12 protein-coding genes are annotated in these 15023 nt (G+C 73.1%); 8 read left to right on the top strand and 4 right to left on the bottom strand.

Features of this window, described 5'->3' with window-relative positions; translation table 11 throughout:
• Nucleotides 1–1056, top strand: coding sequence for an ABC transporter substrate-binding protein (locus ACFYNX_RS02130; RefSeq protein WP_388656686.1), 1056 nt, complete (start codon nucleotides 1–3; stop codon nucleotides 1054–1056).
• 138 nt (nucleotides 1057–1194) lie between these two features.
• Entirely contained in the window at nucleotides 1195–3072 is a 1878-nt protein-coding gene (locus ACFYNX_RS02125; protein WP_388656683.1) for an SIP domain-containing protein, read from the top strand.
• A gap of 46 nt (nucleotides 3073–3118) precedes the next feature.
• On the opposite strand, the gene ACFYNX_RS02120 is transcribed toward ACFYNX_RS02125, so the two are convergent.
• Nucleotides 3119–3763 carry an isochorismatase family protein gene (locus ACFYNX_RS02120; RefSeq protein WP_388656680.1) on the bottom strand — a complete coding sequence of 215 codons (645 nt, stop codon included), beginning with the start codon at nucleotides 3761–3763 and terminating at the stop codon, nucleotides 3119–3121.
• Nucleotides 3764–3950: 187 nt separating this feature from the next.
• On the opposite strand from ACFYNX_RS02120, the gene ACFYNX_RS02115 reads away from it, so the two are divergent.
• A complete protein-coding gene (locus ACFYNX_RS02115) occupies nucleotides 3951–5375 on the top strand; it encodes an amidase (protein ID WP_388656677.1) in 1425 nt (474 codons plus the stop codon).
• 97 nt (nucleotides 5376–5472) lie between these two features.
• Here ACFYNX_RS02115 and ACFYNX_RS02110 read toward each other — a convergent pair whose 3' ends face one another.
• Complete coding sequence (locus tag ACFYNX_RS02110) at nucleotides 5473–6231, bottom strand: uracil-DNA glycosylase (protein ID WP_388656675.1); 759 nt, start codon at nucleotides 6229–6231, stop codon at nucleotides 5473–5475.
• A 151-nt stretch (nucleotides 6232–6382) separates the two neighbouring features.
• Between ACFYNX_RS02110 and ACFYNX_RS02105 the strand changes: the two genes are divergently transcribed.
• The 3 genes from ACFYNX_RS02105 to ACFYNX_RS02095 are packed head-to-tail and all read left to right on the top strand — an operon-like array spanning nucleotide 6383 to nucleotide 10291.
• Nucleotides 6383–7243, top strand: coding sequence for an ABC transporter ATP-binding protein (locus ACFYNX_RS02105; RefSeq protein ID WP_388656671.1), 861 nt, complete (start codon nucleotides 6383–6385; stop codon nucleotides 7241–7243).
• Nucleotides 7240–8220 carry an iron-siderophore ABC transporter substrate-binding protein gene (locus ACFYNX_RS02100; RefSeq protein ID WP_388656668.1) on the top strand — a complete coding sequence of 327 codons (981 nt, stop codon included), beginning with the start codon at nucleotides 7240–7242 and terminating at the stop codon, nucleotides 8218–8220. Before ACFYNX_RS02105 ends, ACFYNX_RS02100 begins: the two co-directional genes overlap by 4 nt.
• Nucleotides 8221–8224: 4 nt before the next feature.
• The gene (locus ACFYNX_RS02095; RefSeq protein ID WP_365540538.1) at nucleotides 8225–10291 is read left to right on the top strand and encodes an iron ABC transporter permease; all 2067 of its coding nucleotides are present in this window, start codon (nucleotides 8225–8227) and stop codon (nucleotides 10289–10291) included.
• 37 nt (nucleotides 10292–10328) lie between these two features.
• Here the strand turns inward: ACFYNX_RS02095 and ACFYNX_RS02090 are convergent, their stop codons facing one another.
• Both ACFYNX_RS02090 and ACFYNX_RS02085 read right to left on the bottom strand, forming a co-directional pair.
• Complete coding sequence (locus tag ACFYNX_RS02090; RefSeq protein WP_388656665.1) at nucleotides 10329–11012, bottom strand: MarR family winged helix-turn-helix transcriptional regulator; 684 nt, start codon at nucleotides 11010–11012, stop codon at nucleotides 10329–10331.
• Nucleotides 11013–11161: 149 nt separating this feature from the next.
• Nucleotides 11162–12109 carry a methionyl-tRNA formyltransferase gene (locus tag ACFYNX_RS02085; RefSeq protein ID WP_388656662.1) on the bottom strand — a complete coding sequence of 316 codons (948 nt, stop codon included), beginning with the start codon at nucleotides 12107–12109 and terminating at the stop codon, nucleotides 11162–11164.
• A gap of 264 nt (nucleotides 12110–12373) precedes the next feature.
• On the opposite strand from ACFYNX_RS02085, the gene ACFYNX_RS02080 reads away from it, so the two are divergent.
• Nucleotides 12374–13726 carry a lysine N(6)-hydroxylase/L-ornithine N(5)-oxygenase family protein gene (locus tag ACFYNX_RS02080; RefSeq protein ID WP_388656659.1) on the top strand — a complete coding sequence of 451 codons (1353 nt, stop codon included), beginning with the start codon at nucleotides 12374–12376 and terminating at the stop codon, nucleotides 13724–13726.
• A 197-nt stretch (nucleotides 13727–13923) separates the two neighbouring features.
• A complete protein-coding gene (locus tag ACFYNX_RS02075) occupies nucleotides 13924–14979 on the top strand; it encodes an iron-siderophore ABC transporter substrate-binding protein (RefSeq protein ID WP_388656656.1) in 1056 nt (351 codons plus the stop codon).
• Nucleotides 14980–15023: the final 44 nt, after the last annotated feature.

Below are 15023 nucleotides of genomic sequence, written 5' to 3'. Positions count from 1 at the left end.
ATGAACCGCCTCGCCAGACCGCTCGCACGGCGCTCCACCGCCCGTACGCTGATCGCCGCCGTCGCGTGCGCCACCCTGCTCGCCGGCTGCGGAGGCAAGGACGACACGGCCGGCGGCGAGAAGCCGTCGGGCGGTGCGAGCACCGGCGCCGCCGAGGCCGCCTTCCCGGTCACCCTCCCCAACGCCTGGGGCAAGACGCAGGTCGAGAAGAAGCCGCTCAAGGTCGCCACCGTCTCCGACGGCGACACCGACATCGCGCTCGCCCTCGGCATCGTCCCGGTCATCACCCCGGACGCCGAGGACGGCGGCCCCGTCCCCGAGTACAAGCAGCGCGCGATCACCAGGCTCGGCGCCGGCAAGCTCAAGACGTACGACGACACCGACGGCACCGACTACGAGGCCATCGCGGCCGAGGCGCCGGACGTCATCCTCGGCATGAACACCTGGTCGATGGACACCGACTACGCCAAGCTCTCGCCGATCGCCCCGGTCGTCACCTTCACCGACAAGGCGCACTCCGACACCCTCACCTGGCAGGAGCGCCTGAAGACCGCCGCCAAGGCGCTCGGTCTGACCGCCGAGGCCGAGAAGGTCATCGCCGCCAACGAGAAGGCCACCGCCGACGCGGCCGCCGCGCACCCCGAGTTCAAGGGCAAGACGTACACCTACGCGGTCGTCCACCCCGAGCAGATCACCTTCATGTCCTACGCCGACCAGGACCCGGGCGTCTTCGAGCAGCTCGGCTTCAGGAAGACGGACAAGGCCAAGAACTACAAGGCCGACAAGAACGCCGTCAGCCTGGAGAACCTGGACGAGCTGGAGGCCGACGTCCTCCTCATGACGTACCCCTTCGGCGACAACGGCCTGCTCAGCGCCAAGGAGCTGGAGAGCAACAAGCTGTTCCAGTCCCTCGAGGTGGTCAAGGGCAAGCACTACGCGGTCATCCCCTCGGAGAACACCCTCTCCTCCGCCGTCGCCTACCCGGACGCCCTCAGTGCCCCCTGGATCGTCGAGAAGCTGACGCCGATCCTCGCCGGGGCCGTCGCCGGCAAGTGATCCCCGCTCCCCCGGGGAGCACCTCACCACCCGCACGGGCCGGGTGGGCCGGGCGCACCGCGCTGCCGGCCCGCCCGGCCCACCGGTCCGTCCGGACCTACAAGGCCTCCCAGCGCCGCGTACGAAGGAGCAGTACCCATGCCCACCCGCAGCCCCCGCTCGGTCGTCACCTTCCCCATCGTGCTGCGCGAGCTGACCGTGCTGCGCGCCGAGAACATCACCCCCGGGATGCGCCGCCTCACCCTCGGCGGGCCCCAGCTCGACGCCTTCGTCAAGGACGGCCTGGAACTCCCCGCCCTGCGCACCGAGGGCTTCGACGACCACGTGAAGTTCTTCTTCGCCGACGAGACCGGGCGCCTCGTGCTGCCCCGGCAGCAGGTGAGCAGCCTCGACTGGTCGGACGGGCGGCCCGTCGCCAAGGACTACACCCCGGTCCGCCACGACCCCGAGAAGGGCGAGATCGACTTCGACTTCGTCCGCCACGACGGCGGCGTCGCCTCCACCTGGGCCGAGAACGCCGTCCCGGGCGACAGCGCCTGGATCGCCGGCCCGAAGATGTCCCACAGCCACCCCGAGGGCGCCGACTGGATCCTCGTCGTCGGCGACGAGACCGCCCTGCCCGCCATCGGCCGCTGGCTCGCCGAGATGCCGGAGGGCACCAGGACCCGCGTCTTCATCGAGGTGGGGGAGGACAGCCACCGCCAGGAGCTGCCCACCAAGGCCGACGCCGAGATCGTCTGGCTCTCCCGGAACGGCGCCCCGGCCGGCACCACCGACCTCCTGGAGCAGGCCGTCCGCGCCGCCGAGTGGCCGCCCGGCACCGTCTTCGCCTGGGTCGCCGGCGAGGCCGTCACCCTCAAGGGCATCCGCCGCCACCTGGCGACGGAGCGTCAGGTCCCGCGCGAGCAGACCCACATCACGGGGTACTGGCGCCGCACCGCGCCCGCCGTCCCCGTCGCCTCCGACCCCGCCTCGGCCGAGGAGCCGCCCGAGGCCCCCGTGGTGACGGAGGAGGACGAGGACGCCGCGCACGAGCGCCTCCACGAGCTGACCGACCTGGCGCCCCCCTACGCCATCCGGACCGCCGTCACCCTCGGCGTCTTCGACCTGGTCGACCGGGGCGTGCGGAGCGCCGCCGAGATCGCCCGGAGCGCCGGGGCCCACCCGGCCACCCTCAGGGCCCTCCTCGACTACCTCGTGGGGATCGAGCTCCTCGCCACCGACGGCGAGGGCCACTACAGCCTCACCCCGATCAGCGAGGAGCTCGTCGAGGACGACCACTCGGCGGAGGAGTACCACCTGGAGGGCGCCGAGGCCGCGTTCGACGCCTCCCTCTCCGGTCTGCTGCACACCGTCCGCACCGGGAAGGCCGGTTACCGCACCCTCGCCGGGCGCACCCTGACCGAGGAGATGGCCCGGGAGTCCCGGATCGCCGACACCGCCCGCGCGGCCGTCGAGGACGAGGCCCGCTGGATCGCCCCCGGCGTGCTGCGCGCCCACGACTGGGCGGCCGTCACCGAGCTGACCGCCACCGGCCACGGGGTCGCGACCGTCGTGGAGACCCTGGTCAAGGAGTTCCCGGAGCTGCGCGCGCGGATCGTCGCCATGCCCTCGGTGCTGCGGGTGCTGCGCGAGGGGATCATCGACGAGGGGCTGCTGCCCCGGATCGACCTGGTCGCCGGCTCCGGCGCCGTACCGGCCGGCACGCACACCCTGCTGATGTCGCGCCAGTTGGAGTGGCAGGACGACGAGGACGCGGTGCACACCCTCTCCGAGGCCGCCGCCTCGCTCGCGCCGGACGGCACCCTGCTCCTGGTCGAGCAGGTCGCGACCGGCGACCCGGAGGACATGGAGGCGGTCCTGCACCACCTGCGCCTCAAGTGCGCCTTCGGCTCCGGGGTGCGCGACGCCGAGGAGATCGCGGCGCTCGCCGGGAGCGCGGGCCTCGTCGTGCGCTCCCGCGCCGACGTCGGCTGGGACCACCGCCTCTGGACCCTGGAGCGCGCCGCCTCCTAGAGGTCCCGGCGGGTGGCGCCCCTTCCGGGGGGGGGCGCCACCCGCGTCACGCGTCGCGCCGGTTCCTGCCGAGGAGCAGACCGCGCAGCAGGTCGTCGGTCGTACAGACCACTCCGCTGCGCGCGGCCCAGCGCAGGGCCATCTCGTGCTCCTCGGCGGAGTGGTCGGCCACGGCGTCGGCGACGACGAAGGGCTGTATGTCGTTCATGAAGGCGTCGGCGGCGGTCAGCAGCACCCCGAGGTGGGCGTAGACCCCGCAGATGATGAGCTGGTCGCGCCCCTCCTCGCGCAGCAGCCGGCCGAGGTGGCTGCGGAGGAAGGCGTTCTGCCGGGCGTTGGGGAGCAGGTGCTCGCCGGGGCGCGGGGCGAGGGGCTCGATGATCGCGGCGTCCCCGGGGCCCTCGCCGATCGCCGGCCCCCAGACGTCCGCGGCGAGCCCGCGCTGCACGGTCGGCTCGGCGCTGAAGACCACGGGCAGGCCGAGGGCCCCGGCCAGCTCGCGCAGCGCCACGATGTTGCCGACGAGGTCCACGACGGGCGGCTGCTGGGCCGGGAAGCGCCCGACGAAGTGGTTCTGCATGTCGTGGACGAGCAGGGCGGCGCGCGTGGGGTCGATGCGCCAGGGGGCGCTGGAGCGGGGGAGGGCCGACCGGTCCGGCATGGCGTAGGAATCGATGGCCGGCAGACCCATGGCTGTGTCCCTCCCTGCCGCGACGGCCGGGGGCCGGGCGCGTGAAATTCAGTTAGCTTAGCCTAACCTAACCATCTATCTTTCGGGATGGGTGAAAAGGACTCACCTTCCTTCCGGCCCTCGCCTGTTACCCGTCGGTACGCGATGATGGCGGCCAACCGACCACACACGGGGACTTGGGGCAGCGGTGACGACTTTCGACGAACGGACCACGGTGCACGCCTTCCGGGACGACGCCCTGGGGGACCACGACGCGGTGGGCCTCGCGGCGGCGATCCGGCGGGGCGAGGTGAGCGCCGCCGAGGCGGCCCGGGACGCGGCCGAACGGGTACGGGCCGTGGAGGGCCGGCTCCACGCGGTCCAGGCGCACGCCGAACACCCGCTGCCCGGCCCGGGGACGGGCCTCCTCGCCGGGGTGCCGACCTTCGTCAAGGACAACACCGACTACCGGGGACTGCCCACCGGCCACGGCAGCGCCGCCTTCACGCCGCGGCCCGCCCGCCGCCACGCGGCCTTCACCCGCCAGTTCCTCAGCAGCGGCGTCACCGTCCTCGGCAAGACCAGGCTCCCCGAGTTCGGCTTCAGCCCCTCCACGGAGTACGAGGGCGCCGAGCCCGTCCGCAACCCCTGGAACACCGCGCACTCGGCGGGCGGCTCCTCGGGCGGCAGCGCGGCGCTCGTGGCCGCCGGAGCGGTGCCGGTCGCGCACGCCAACGACGGCGGCGGCTCCATCCGCATCCCGGCCGCCTGCTGCGGACTCGTCGGGCTCAAGCCCAGCCGGGGCCGGGTCGTGCCCAGCGCCCAGGGCCGCCAGCTCCCGCTCGACATCGTCTCCGACGGGATCGTCAGCCGCTCCGTACGGGACTCCGCCGCCTTCCTCGCCGCCGCCGAGCAGCACTGGCGCAACCCGAAGATGCCGCCCCTCGGCCTGGTGGAGGGCCCCGCGGAGCGCCGGCTGCGCGTCGGCTTCCTCCTCGACTCGCCCACCGGCGTCGCCTCCGATACCGCGACCCGGGCCGCCGTCACGGAGACCGCGGCGCGGCTCGAACGGCTCGGCCACGCGGTGGAGCCGGTGGAGATCGCCGTCGACCCCCGCTTCACCGACGACTTCCTCACCTACTGGGGCTTCCTCTCCTTCCTCCTCGGCACCACGGGCCGCACCCTCGGCGCCGACTTCGACCGCCACCGCATGGACGGCCTCAGCCGGGGCCTGCGCGCGACCTACCTGGAGAACTGGCGGGGCACCCCGGGCGTCCTGCGGCGGCTGAGGCGCACCAGGGAGGCGTACGCGGCGGCCTTCCGCGGCCTCGACCTGATCCTTTCCCCCGTGCTCGCCCATCCCGCGCCCCGGCTCGGCCACCTCGCCCCGGACGTCGCGTACCCGACGCTGATCGAGCGGATCCTGGCGTACGTGGCGTTCACCCCCATCGACAACGTCGTGGGCACGCCGTCCCTCTCGCTGCCCGTGGGCGCGACGGAGGAGGGGCTGCCCGTCGGCGTCATGTTCGCCGGGCGCCCCGGCGCCGAACGGACCCTCCTGGAGCTCGCGTTCGAGCTGGAGGCGGACCGGCCCTTCCGGCGCGTCCAGGACGTGCGCGTCCAGGACGTGTGACGCCCGGGACGTGTGACGCCCGGGACGTGTGACGCCCGGGACGTGTGACGCCCGGGACGTGTGACGCCCGGGACGTGTGACGCCCGGCGGGCCCGGGTCACTCCTTCACCGGGAGGCCGGCCGCGCGGGCGGCCTCCGCGAGCACCTCGCGGAACATCTCCCGGGTGAGCCGGCCGGTGAACACGTTGCGCTGGCTCACGTGGTAGCTGCCGAACACCGTGAGCGCGGGGTCCCCGGGGGAGGCCGGCGCCAGGACCGTCCGCGCGCCGTGCCCGAACCTCGGGCGCGGCCGGGGCACGAGCCAGCCGGCCTCCGCCAGGGCGGGCAGCGCCGCCTGCCAGCCGAAGCCGCCCAGGACGAGGACGGACCGCAGCGTCGGGCGCAGCAGCCGCGCCTCGCGGGCCAGCCAGGGGCGGCAGGCGTCCCGCTCGCCGGGCGTGGGACGGTTGTCGGGCGGAGCGCAGTGCACCGGCGCCGTGACCCTCACTCCGTACAGTTCGAGGCCGTCGTCGAGGCCCGTGACCGTCTCCCGCGAGGCCAGGCCGAGTTCGTACAGCGTCGCGTACAGCAGGTCGCCCGCCCGGTCGCCGGTGAACATCCGGCCGGTCCGGTTCCCGCCGTGCGCGGCGGGCGCCAGACCGCTGATCAGCAGGGCGGCGTCCGGAGGACCGAACCCGGGCACCGGCCGCCCCCAGTACTCCTGGCCCCGGAAGGCGGCGCGCCCGACGCGGGCGGTCTCCTCCCGCCACGCCACCAGGCGCGGGCAGGCCCGGCACCGCACGAGCCGCGCGTCGAGGCCGGCGGGGGTGCGCGCCCGGGCGGCGGCCCGTGCGGGATGGTCCTCGGCAGTGCACACGGTCGATCCGCTCCGTCCGGAAGGGGGAGGTCCTCTCCGGGACCCCCTACCCGCCCCGCGCCTCACGCTGCCGGATTGGCCGATTCTCGTCTTGCCCCGCGGGCGCAACCCCCCGTTTCGCCCAACACTTAGGTTAGGCTAACCTACGGCTGTGCGAGCTGGAGAAGAGAGATCCGCGGACGGACGTCCCCGCGGCCACGAACTGGCGGCCACGGGAGTCACCGTGGCCTACGAGGGCGTCGACGTCGTCCATGACGCCGCGCTGACCCTGCGGCCCGGCGAGGTCACCGTCCTCGTCGGCCCGAACGGCAGCGGGAAGTCGACGCTCCTGCGGACGATCTCGCGGCTCCAGAGGCCCCGGACCGCCACCCTCGTCATCGACGACGCCACCGACGGCCTCGCGCTGTCCCCCCGCGACTTCTCGCGCCACGTCGCCCTGCTCACCCAGGGGCGCCCCACGCCCGGCGGCCTGACCGTACGGGACGTGGTCGAGTTCGGCCGCTACCCCTACCGGGGGCGCTGGGGGAAGGCGGATCCGGACGGCCGTGCCGCCGTGGACCGCGCCCTCGCCCTGACCGGCGTCGCCGAGTTCGCCGACCGGGGCGTCGAGCACCTCTCCGGCGGACAGCTCCAGCGGGTCTGGCTCGCGAGCTGCCTCGCCCAGGAGACCGGCGTCCTCCTCCTCGACGAGCCCACCACCTACCTCGACCTGCGCTACCAGGTCGAACTCCTGGACCTCGTCCGCGACCTGGCGGACGACCACGGCATCGCCGTCGGCGCCGTCCTGCACGACCTCGACCAGGCGGCCGCCGTCGCCGACCGGATCGTGCTCCTCCACGCCGGACGGGTCGTCGCCGACGGCTCCCCGCAGGACGTCCTGACCGCGGAGCGGCTGACCGACACGTACGGCATCCGCATCGAAGTCGACACCGACCCCCTGACCGGCCGACTGCGCACCCGTGCCCTCGGCCGGCACCACACGCGAAGCGAAAGGCTCACGACCCCGTCATGAGACGCCTCCTCCTCACCGCCGCCACCGCCACCGCCGCGGCCCTCGCCCTGACCGCCTGCGGCACCACCGAGCCCGCCGCGGACAAGAAGGCGGAGAAGACCGCCGAGAGCATCACCCTCACCGACTCCACCGGCGCCAAGGTCGTCCTCGACGGCCCGGCCGAGAAGGTCGTCGGCACCGAGTGGAACGTCGTCGAGAGCCTGATCTCCCTCGGCATCGACCCCGTCGGCGTCGCGGACGTCAAGGGCTACAAGGCCTGGGACACCGCCGCCCCGCTGAAGAACGACGCCAAGGACATCGGCACCCGCGGCGAGCCGAGCGTCGAGACCGTCGCCGCCCTCTCGCCCGACCTCATCGTCGCCACCAGCGACCTGCCGCCGGCCGCCGTGAAGCAACTGCGCAAGGTCGCGCCCGTCCTGGAGCTCAAGGCCGCCGACGGGGCCGACCCGATCGGGCGGATGACGGAGAACCTCGACCTCATCGCGCGGGCCACCGGCACCACCGCCAAGGCCGACCGGCTCAAGAAGGACTTCGACGCCAAGATCGAGGACGGGAAGAAGAAGCTCGCCGCCGCCGGTCTCGCGGGCGCCGAGTACGCCTTCGCCGACGGCTACCTCAACGCCAACCAGGTCTCCCTCCGCGCCTACACCGACGGCTCGCTCATCGGCGCCGTCAACGAGAAGCTCGGCCTGAAGAACGCCTGGACCGTCAAGGGCGACCCGGCCTACGGGCTCGGCGCCACCGACGTCGAGGGCCTCACCACGATCGGCGACGTGCACTTCGCCTACATCGGCAACGACCAGGACCCCACCAGCAACCCCTTCACCGGCGTCCTCACCAAGGACAAGGTCTGGACCTCCCTGCCGTTCGTCAAGAAGGGCAACGTCCACCGCCTGCCCGACGGCATCTGGATGTTCGGCGGCCCCGCGTCGATGAACCGGTACGTCGACTCCGCCGTCACGGAGCTGACGAAGTAACACCATGGCCGTCACCGCAACCACACCCTCCACCCGTCCGACGACGGTCACGTCCCGGAGGGGCGCGGCCGCGGTGACGGCCGCACTGGTCCTCCTCGTCGCGGGCCTCGCCCTCGTCGACGTCACCCAGGGCACCGCCGCCGTCGGCGGCGCCGAGGTCTGGAAGGCGCTCACCGGCCGGGCCGACCCCGCCGACGCGTCCGTCGTCGTCGCCTCCCGGCTGCCCAGGGCGGTCGCCGGACTGCTCGTCGGCGCCGTCCTCGGCATGGCCGGCTCCGCCCTCCAGGCCGTCAGCCGCAACGTCATCGCCTCGCCCGACACCCTCGCGGTCAACGCCGGCTCCTACCTGGCGCTCGGCATCGCCGCCGTCACCGGCGTCTCGCTCCCGCTCTTCGCCACCTCCGGAGTCGCCTTCGCCGGCGGCCTGGCCGCGGCCGCCGTCGTCCTCGGCCTCTCCGGCCTCGGCGCGGGCACCGTCCGCCTCGTCCTCGCCGGAAGCGCCCTCACCCTCGGCCTCACCGCCATCGCCGAGGGCCTGCTCCTCCTCTTCCCGAGGGAGACGGAGGGGCTCTACGCGTGGAACCAGGGCAGCATCGCGCAGAGCGGCTTCGACGCCGTCCTGCAGATGGCCCCCATCGCGCTCGTCGCCCTCGCCGGACTCCTCCTCCTCGCCCGCCGGGTCGACGCCCTGGCCCTCGGCGACGACGCGGCCCGCGGCCTCGGCGTCCCCGTCCGCTCCACCCGGGTCACGGCCGTCGTCCTCGCCGCGCTCCTCTCGGCGGCCGCGGTCACGCTCGCCGGACCGATCGGCTTCGTCGGCCTGTGCGCCCCCGCGCTCGTCCGCGGCCTCGCGCGCCGGGCCCAGCGGCTCCACCGCTCCCGTACGGGCCTGCCGGTCGCGGCCCTCACCGGCGCCGCCCTCGTCCTCGGCTCGGACGTGCTGCTGCGCGCCCTCGTCCCCGCCGACGTCGCCGTCGCCGTGCCCACCGGCGTCGTCACCAGCCTCGTCGGCGGCGCCTTCCTGATCGCCCTGGCCACCAAGGTCAAGGACACCGCGGGCGCCCCGCCGGTCGACCGGCTGCGCATCAGGAGCCGCACCGTCTTCCTCGTCACCACCGGCGCGCTCGTCGTCGTGGTCGCCGGGGTGGTCGTCGCCGGCGTGCTGCTCGGCGACTCCAAGCTGCTCCTGGGCGACGTCGTGAACTGGGCCCAGGGCCGGGCGGGGCGGACCGTCTCCTTCGTGCTCGACACCCGGGTGCCCCGGGTCGTCGCGTCCCTCCTGGCGGGCGCGGCCCTCGCCCTGTCCGGCACGCTCGTCCAGGCCGTCACCCGCAACCCGCTCGCGGAGCCCGGCATCCTCGGCGTCTCCCACAGCGCCGCGCTCGGCGCCGTCCTCTTCGTCACCACGGTGCCGCTCGCCGGTTCCTGGGGCGTGGCCGGAGCCGCCTTCGCGGGCGCCGCCCTCGGCTCCGTCCTGGTCTTCGGCCTCGCCGCACGCGGCGGGTTCCAGCAGAACCGGCTCGTCCTGGTCGGCTTCGGCGTCGCCACCGCGAGCGCCGCCCTGATCAGCCTGCTCGTCGTCCTCACCGACCCGTTCAACGCGGCGAAGGCGCTCACCTGGCTCTCGGGCTCCACCTACGGGCGGACCCTGCCCGACGCGCTGCCCCTCGCCGTGGTCCTGACGGCGGGTCTGGTCGTGGCCTTCCTGCGGCGCGCGGAGCTCGACCTCGTCTCGCTCGACGAGGACACCCCCCGGCTCCTCGGGCTCGACCTCGGCCGCGGGCGCCTGGGCTTCCTCGCGCTGAGCGTCCTGCTCAGCGCCACTGCCGTGGCCGCCGCCGGCACGATCGGCTTCGTCGGGCTCGTCGCCCCGCACGCCGCCCGCGCCCTGGTGGGCCGCCGGCACGTGCGCGTGGTGCCGGTGGCGGTGCTCCTCGGCGCGGCGCTCGTCTGCACCGCGGACCTGGTGGGCCGGACGGTGATCGCGCCGGCCCAGCTCGGCGCCGGCATGATGACGGCCGTCATCGGCACGCCGTACTTCCTCCACCTGCTCGTCCGCAGCCGCCGCTGAAGGCCCCTGCCGGACACGGACGGCCGCGCACCCCGGGTCAGGGGCGCGCGGCCGTCCTCGCTCCCGCCTCCAGACGGGCGTGCACGCGCCGCAGCAGCGAGGAGAGCAGCCGGCGCTCCTCCGCGTCGAGGGGGGCGAGGAGCTCGTCGTCCGCCGAGGAGACGTCCGCGCCGAGTTCGGCCAGGGCGGACCCGCCCTCGGGGGTCAGCCGCACCACGACCCGGCGCCGGTCCTCCGGGTCCCGGTCGCATTCCACGTACCCCGTCTTGACGAGGTCGTCGACGATCCGCACCAGGTCGCTGGCGTTCATGTCGAGCCGCGCGGCGAGGACGGTCTTCATCTGGGGGCCGAGGTCGGAGAGGAGGGCGAGCACGGTGAGGTGCCAGAGCTTCAACCCCCGGGCGGTCAGCCGCTCCTGGAGCCGGCGCCGCGCCGCCTTGCCGAGCGCGTACATCAGGTACGCGTTGAGGTCGAGCACGCTGGGCGGCGTCATGCTCAGGGAGGGCGGCCCGGCGGCCGGACGGTCCGCGGTCCCGGCGGAGGCGGACGCGGGGACGGCTTGGGGTACGGGGACGGGCGGCGCGGTGAGGAGCGTCAGGTCGCCGCCCGCGAGGCCCCCGAGCACCTGCGCCCAGTCGGTCGGCATGCTCGATATGCCGACGACGGCGAACCGCGCGCCGCTCGGGTCGTGTGCGGTGCCGGAGAAGACCGGGTGCTCCATCGCTGTTCCTCGCTGTCCACGTGCCGTGCGGGCGGGCCGAACCGCCTTATGGGCCAAGGGGGTTGGGTTTGACTAACCCAATGTCGCCCCCATGTGCCGGCCCGCCCCGGGACCGTCCGGGGCGGACCGGTGTTCTCGGTGACCCGCCGTCAGGGACGGGCGGTCAGATAGCCGCCCATGGAGGTGAAGTACTCCGTGGCGGGCAGTTCCCGGCCGTCCTCGGTCCGGACGCGGGTGATCGCGAGGCCGTGGTTGCGGCCGGTGCGGGCGTCGGCGCCGGCGACGATCACCACGCCCTCGCCCTCCCGGTAGAAGATCCGCCCGGGAGTGCCGCCGTAGCGGCCCTCGGAGACGACGGCGGAGACGACTTCGAGGCGCTCGCCCCGGTGGAAGGTGAAGGCGCTGGGGTACGGCGCGGACTGGGCGCGCACCAGGCGCTCCAGGACCTCGGCGGGCCAGGTCCAGTCGATCCGGACGTCCTCCTCGGCCCGCTTGTGGAAGAAGGTGGCCTGGGACCGGTCCTGCGGGGTGAACTCCGTGTGTCCCGAGGCGATCAGGTCGAGCGCGCCGACGGTGACCGGGGCGATGAGGTCGACGGTCTTGTGGAAGAGGTCGGTGGCGGTGTCCTCCGGCCCGACCGCGACCGCCCGCTGGAGAACGATGTCGCCGGCGTCGAGGACCTCGTCCATCAGGTGCGCGGTGACGCCGACTTCGGTCTCGCCGTTGATGAGCGCCCAGATCAGGGGCGAGAACCCGGCGTACTTGGGCAGCAGCGAGTCATGGACGTTCAGCGTGCCGTGCCGGGGCAGCGTGTAGACGCGCGGCGGGATCCAGGTGCGCCAGTTGTTGGCGACGATGATGTCCGGGTCGGCCTCCTTGAGGAGCCGGAACAGCTCCTCGTCGTCGGGCCGGTTGCGGATGACGACGGGAACGCCGTGCGCCTCGGCCAGATCGGCGACGGAGTCGCTCCAGATCTTCTCGTAGGCGTGCTCGCTCTTCGGGTGGGTCACCACCGTCACGACGTCGTGCTCGGAGTCCAGGAGCGCCTGCAGGGTGCGATGGCCCCAGGTCTGATAACCGAACATGACAACCCGCATGGGCACGTTCCTCCTCGGGAGAGCGGTGGATCGCCCGCAAGTAAAGCAAGGCTAACCTAAGGATGCAACGGGGCGAATTTACCGGCCAGTTGGCTGATGGAGGGGGGATGGTGTCCGATTCGTCCCGTCGACAGCCCGGCGAGATCAGGTTAGCTTTACCTAAGTTCGGTCGGCGGCGCCGTGGTGTCGTCGTGTCCGGACTCCGCCGTTCCCCACGCCTGACAGCACGCCTGACAGGCGGCTGTCCCGCACGATGGGAGTGACATGTCTCAGGCTCTTCCTGACGACGCACCGCTGATCCACGACCTCATAGGAATCGGCTTCGGGCCGTCCAACGTGGCCATGGCGATCGCGCTCAGCGAGCACAACGCGAGCGTCGGAAGAGAGGACACGGTCACCGCCCACTTCTTCGAGCGGCAGCCCGGTTTCGGCTGGCACCGCGGCATGCTCATCGACGACGCCACCATGCAGGTCTCCTTCCTCAAGGACCTGGTGACCCTGCGCAACCCGAGCAGCGAGTACACCTTCCTGCGCTACCTGCAGAGCAAGGGCCGGCTGATCGACTTCGTCAACCACAAGAACCTCTTCCCGCTGCGCGTCGAGTTCCACGACTACTTCGAGTGGGCGGCGGCCAAGGTCGACGACATGGTCTCCTACGGCCACGAGGTCGTCTCCGTGGAGCCCGTCGTCCGCGACGGCGTGATCGAGTACCTGGACGTGACGGCCCGCTCCGGCACCGAGACCGTGGTCCACCGGGCCCGCAACCTCGTCGTCGGCACCGGCCTGCGCCCGCTCATGCCCGAGGGCGTCGAGCGCGGCGACCGCGTCTGGCACAACTCCGAGCTGCTCGCCAAGGTCGACGGCCTGGAGGGCGCCGACCCCGCCCGCTTCGTCGTCGTCGGCGCCGGCCAGAGCGCCGCCGAGAACGTCGCCTACCTCCACCGCCGCTTCCCGGGCGCCGAGGTCTGCGCCGTCTTCTCGCGCTACGGCTACAGCCCCGCCGACGACAGCGGCTTCGCCAACCGCATCTTCGACCCCGCGGCGGTCGACGACTACTACACGGCGCCCGACGCCGTCAAGCGCAAGCTGATGGAGTACCACGGCAACACCAACTACTCCGTGGTCGACATCGACCTCATCGACGACCTCTACCGGCAGGCGTACCAGGAGAAGGTCCTCGGCACCGAGCGGCTGCGCTTCGTCAACGTCTCCCGCCTCACCGGGGTCGAGGAGCACCCGGACGGCGTCCGCGCCACCGTCGCCAACCTCGTCACCGGCGAGGACAGCGTCCTCGACGCCGACGTCGTGGTCTTCGCCACCGGCTACCTGCAGGCTGACGGCCTCGGCCTCCTCGGCGAGGTCGCGGACCGCTGCCGCCGCGACGAGCAGGGCCGCGTCCGCGTCGAGCGGGACTACCGCGTCGCCACCGACCCCGAACTGCGCTGCGGCATCTACCTCCAGGGCGGCACCGAGCACACCCACGGCATCACGTCGTCGCTGCTCTCCAACACCGCGATCAGGGTCGGCGAGATCCTGGAGTCGATCCTCGAACGGGGACCGGAAGACTCCGCCGACCCGGTCCGCCCGATCGCCGGTGGCATCGGCACGGGCCGCTAGCGCCCGTCCTCCGGCGCGGACCGGACCGGTCGTACGGGCTCGGGCCGGGCCGGTCGCACAGCCCCGGGCGACCCCCTCGGCTCCACCCCCGGACGGCCCCCTTGCTTCCACCCCCCCCACACCGCCCCGCACCGCCGGCGGCACCTCGTGCCGGACGTGCGCGGCAGCACCGTGAAGTCCCCGTGAAAGGAACACACGTGTCCACTGGTACACGCCCCGCCCTGGCGCGGTTCGCCAGGAACGTCCCCCGCGTGGCCGTCGCCGCCGTCGCCGCGCTCGCTCTGGCCGCCTGTGGGAGCGGCACGGAGAAGAGCGAGGGCGCCAAGCCCTCGGGCGAGCCGGGCGCGAGCACGTCGTCGGCCGGAGCCTTCCCGGTGACCGTCACGCACAAGTACGGCAGCACGACGATCGACGCCGAGCCGAAGAGGGTCGTCACGCTCGGCCTCTCCGACCAGGACGCGGTGCTCGCCCTGGGGGTCGAGCCGGTGGGCTCGGTGGACTGGTTCAAGGAGAAGCCGTACGGCAAGTGGCCGTGGACCAAGGACAAGTGGGGCTCGACCCCGCCGCAGATCGTCGGTGAGCGCGACGAGTACAACATCGAGAAGATCGCGGCGCTCCAGCCGGACCTGATCGTCGCCCAGTACTCGGGCATGAAGAAGGAGCAGTACGACACCCTCTCCAAGATCGCCAAGGTCGTCGCCCAGCCCAAGGAGCACCCCGACTACGGCGCCCCCTGGCAGGTCATGACCCGTCAGATCGGCAAGGCCCTCGGCAAGGGCCCCGAGACCGAGAAGCTGATCACCGACGTCGGCGCCCGCTTCAAGGCCGTCCGGGACAAGCACCCCGAGTGGGCCGGCAAGACCCTGACCGTGGCCGACAGCTTCGAGGCCGGCACGTACTCGGCCTTCACCAGGACCGACCCCAAGGCGATCTTCTTCTCCGAGCTCGGCTTCACGCTCAAGCCCGAGATCGACGCCCTCGCCAAGCCGGGCTGGAACGTGGCCGAGCTCAGCGCCGAGAAGCTGAACGTGCTCGACGCCGACCGCCTCGTCTGGGTCACCTCCAGCACCGAGGCCAACGACCGCATCAAGGCCGAGCCGCTCTACAAGAAGCTGAAGGTCAACCAGGAGAAGCGCGACCTGTTCGTGCCCTACCAGGACCCGGACATCGGCGCCGCCTTCTCCTTCAACACGGTCCTCTCGATCCCCTACGCGATCGACGAGATCGAGCCGCTCCTGACGGCCGTCAAGTAACCGACGGCCGCCGCTCGCCCCTCCGCCCGTCCGTCGCCGGCCCG

The organism is Streptomyces sp. NPDC007872, from assembly GCF_042868165.1.
Classification (GTDB): Bacteria; Actinomycetota; Actinomycetes; order Streptomycetales; family Streptomycetaceae; genus Streptomyces.
Note: the sequence above shows the minus strand (reverse complement) of the source record. Positions and strands in the feature narration are given on the sequence as shown.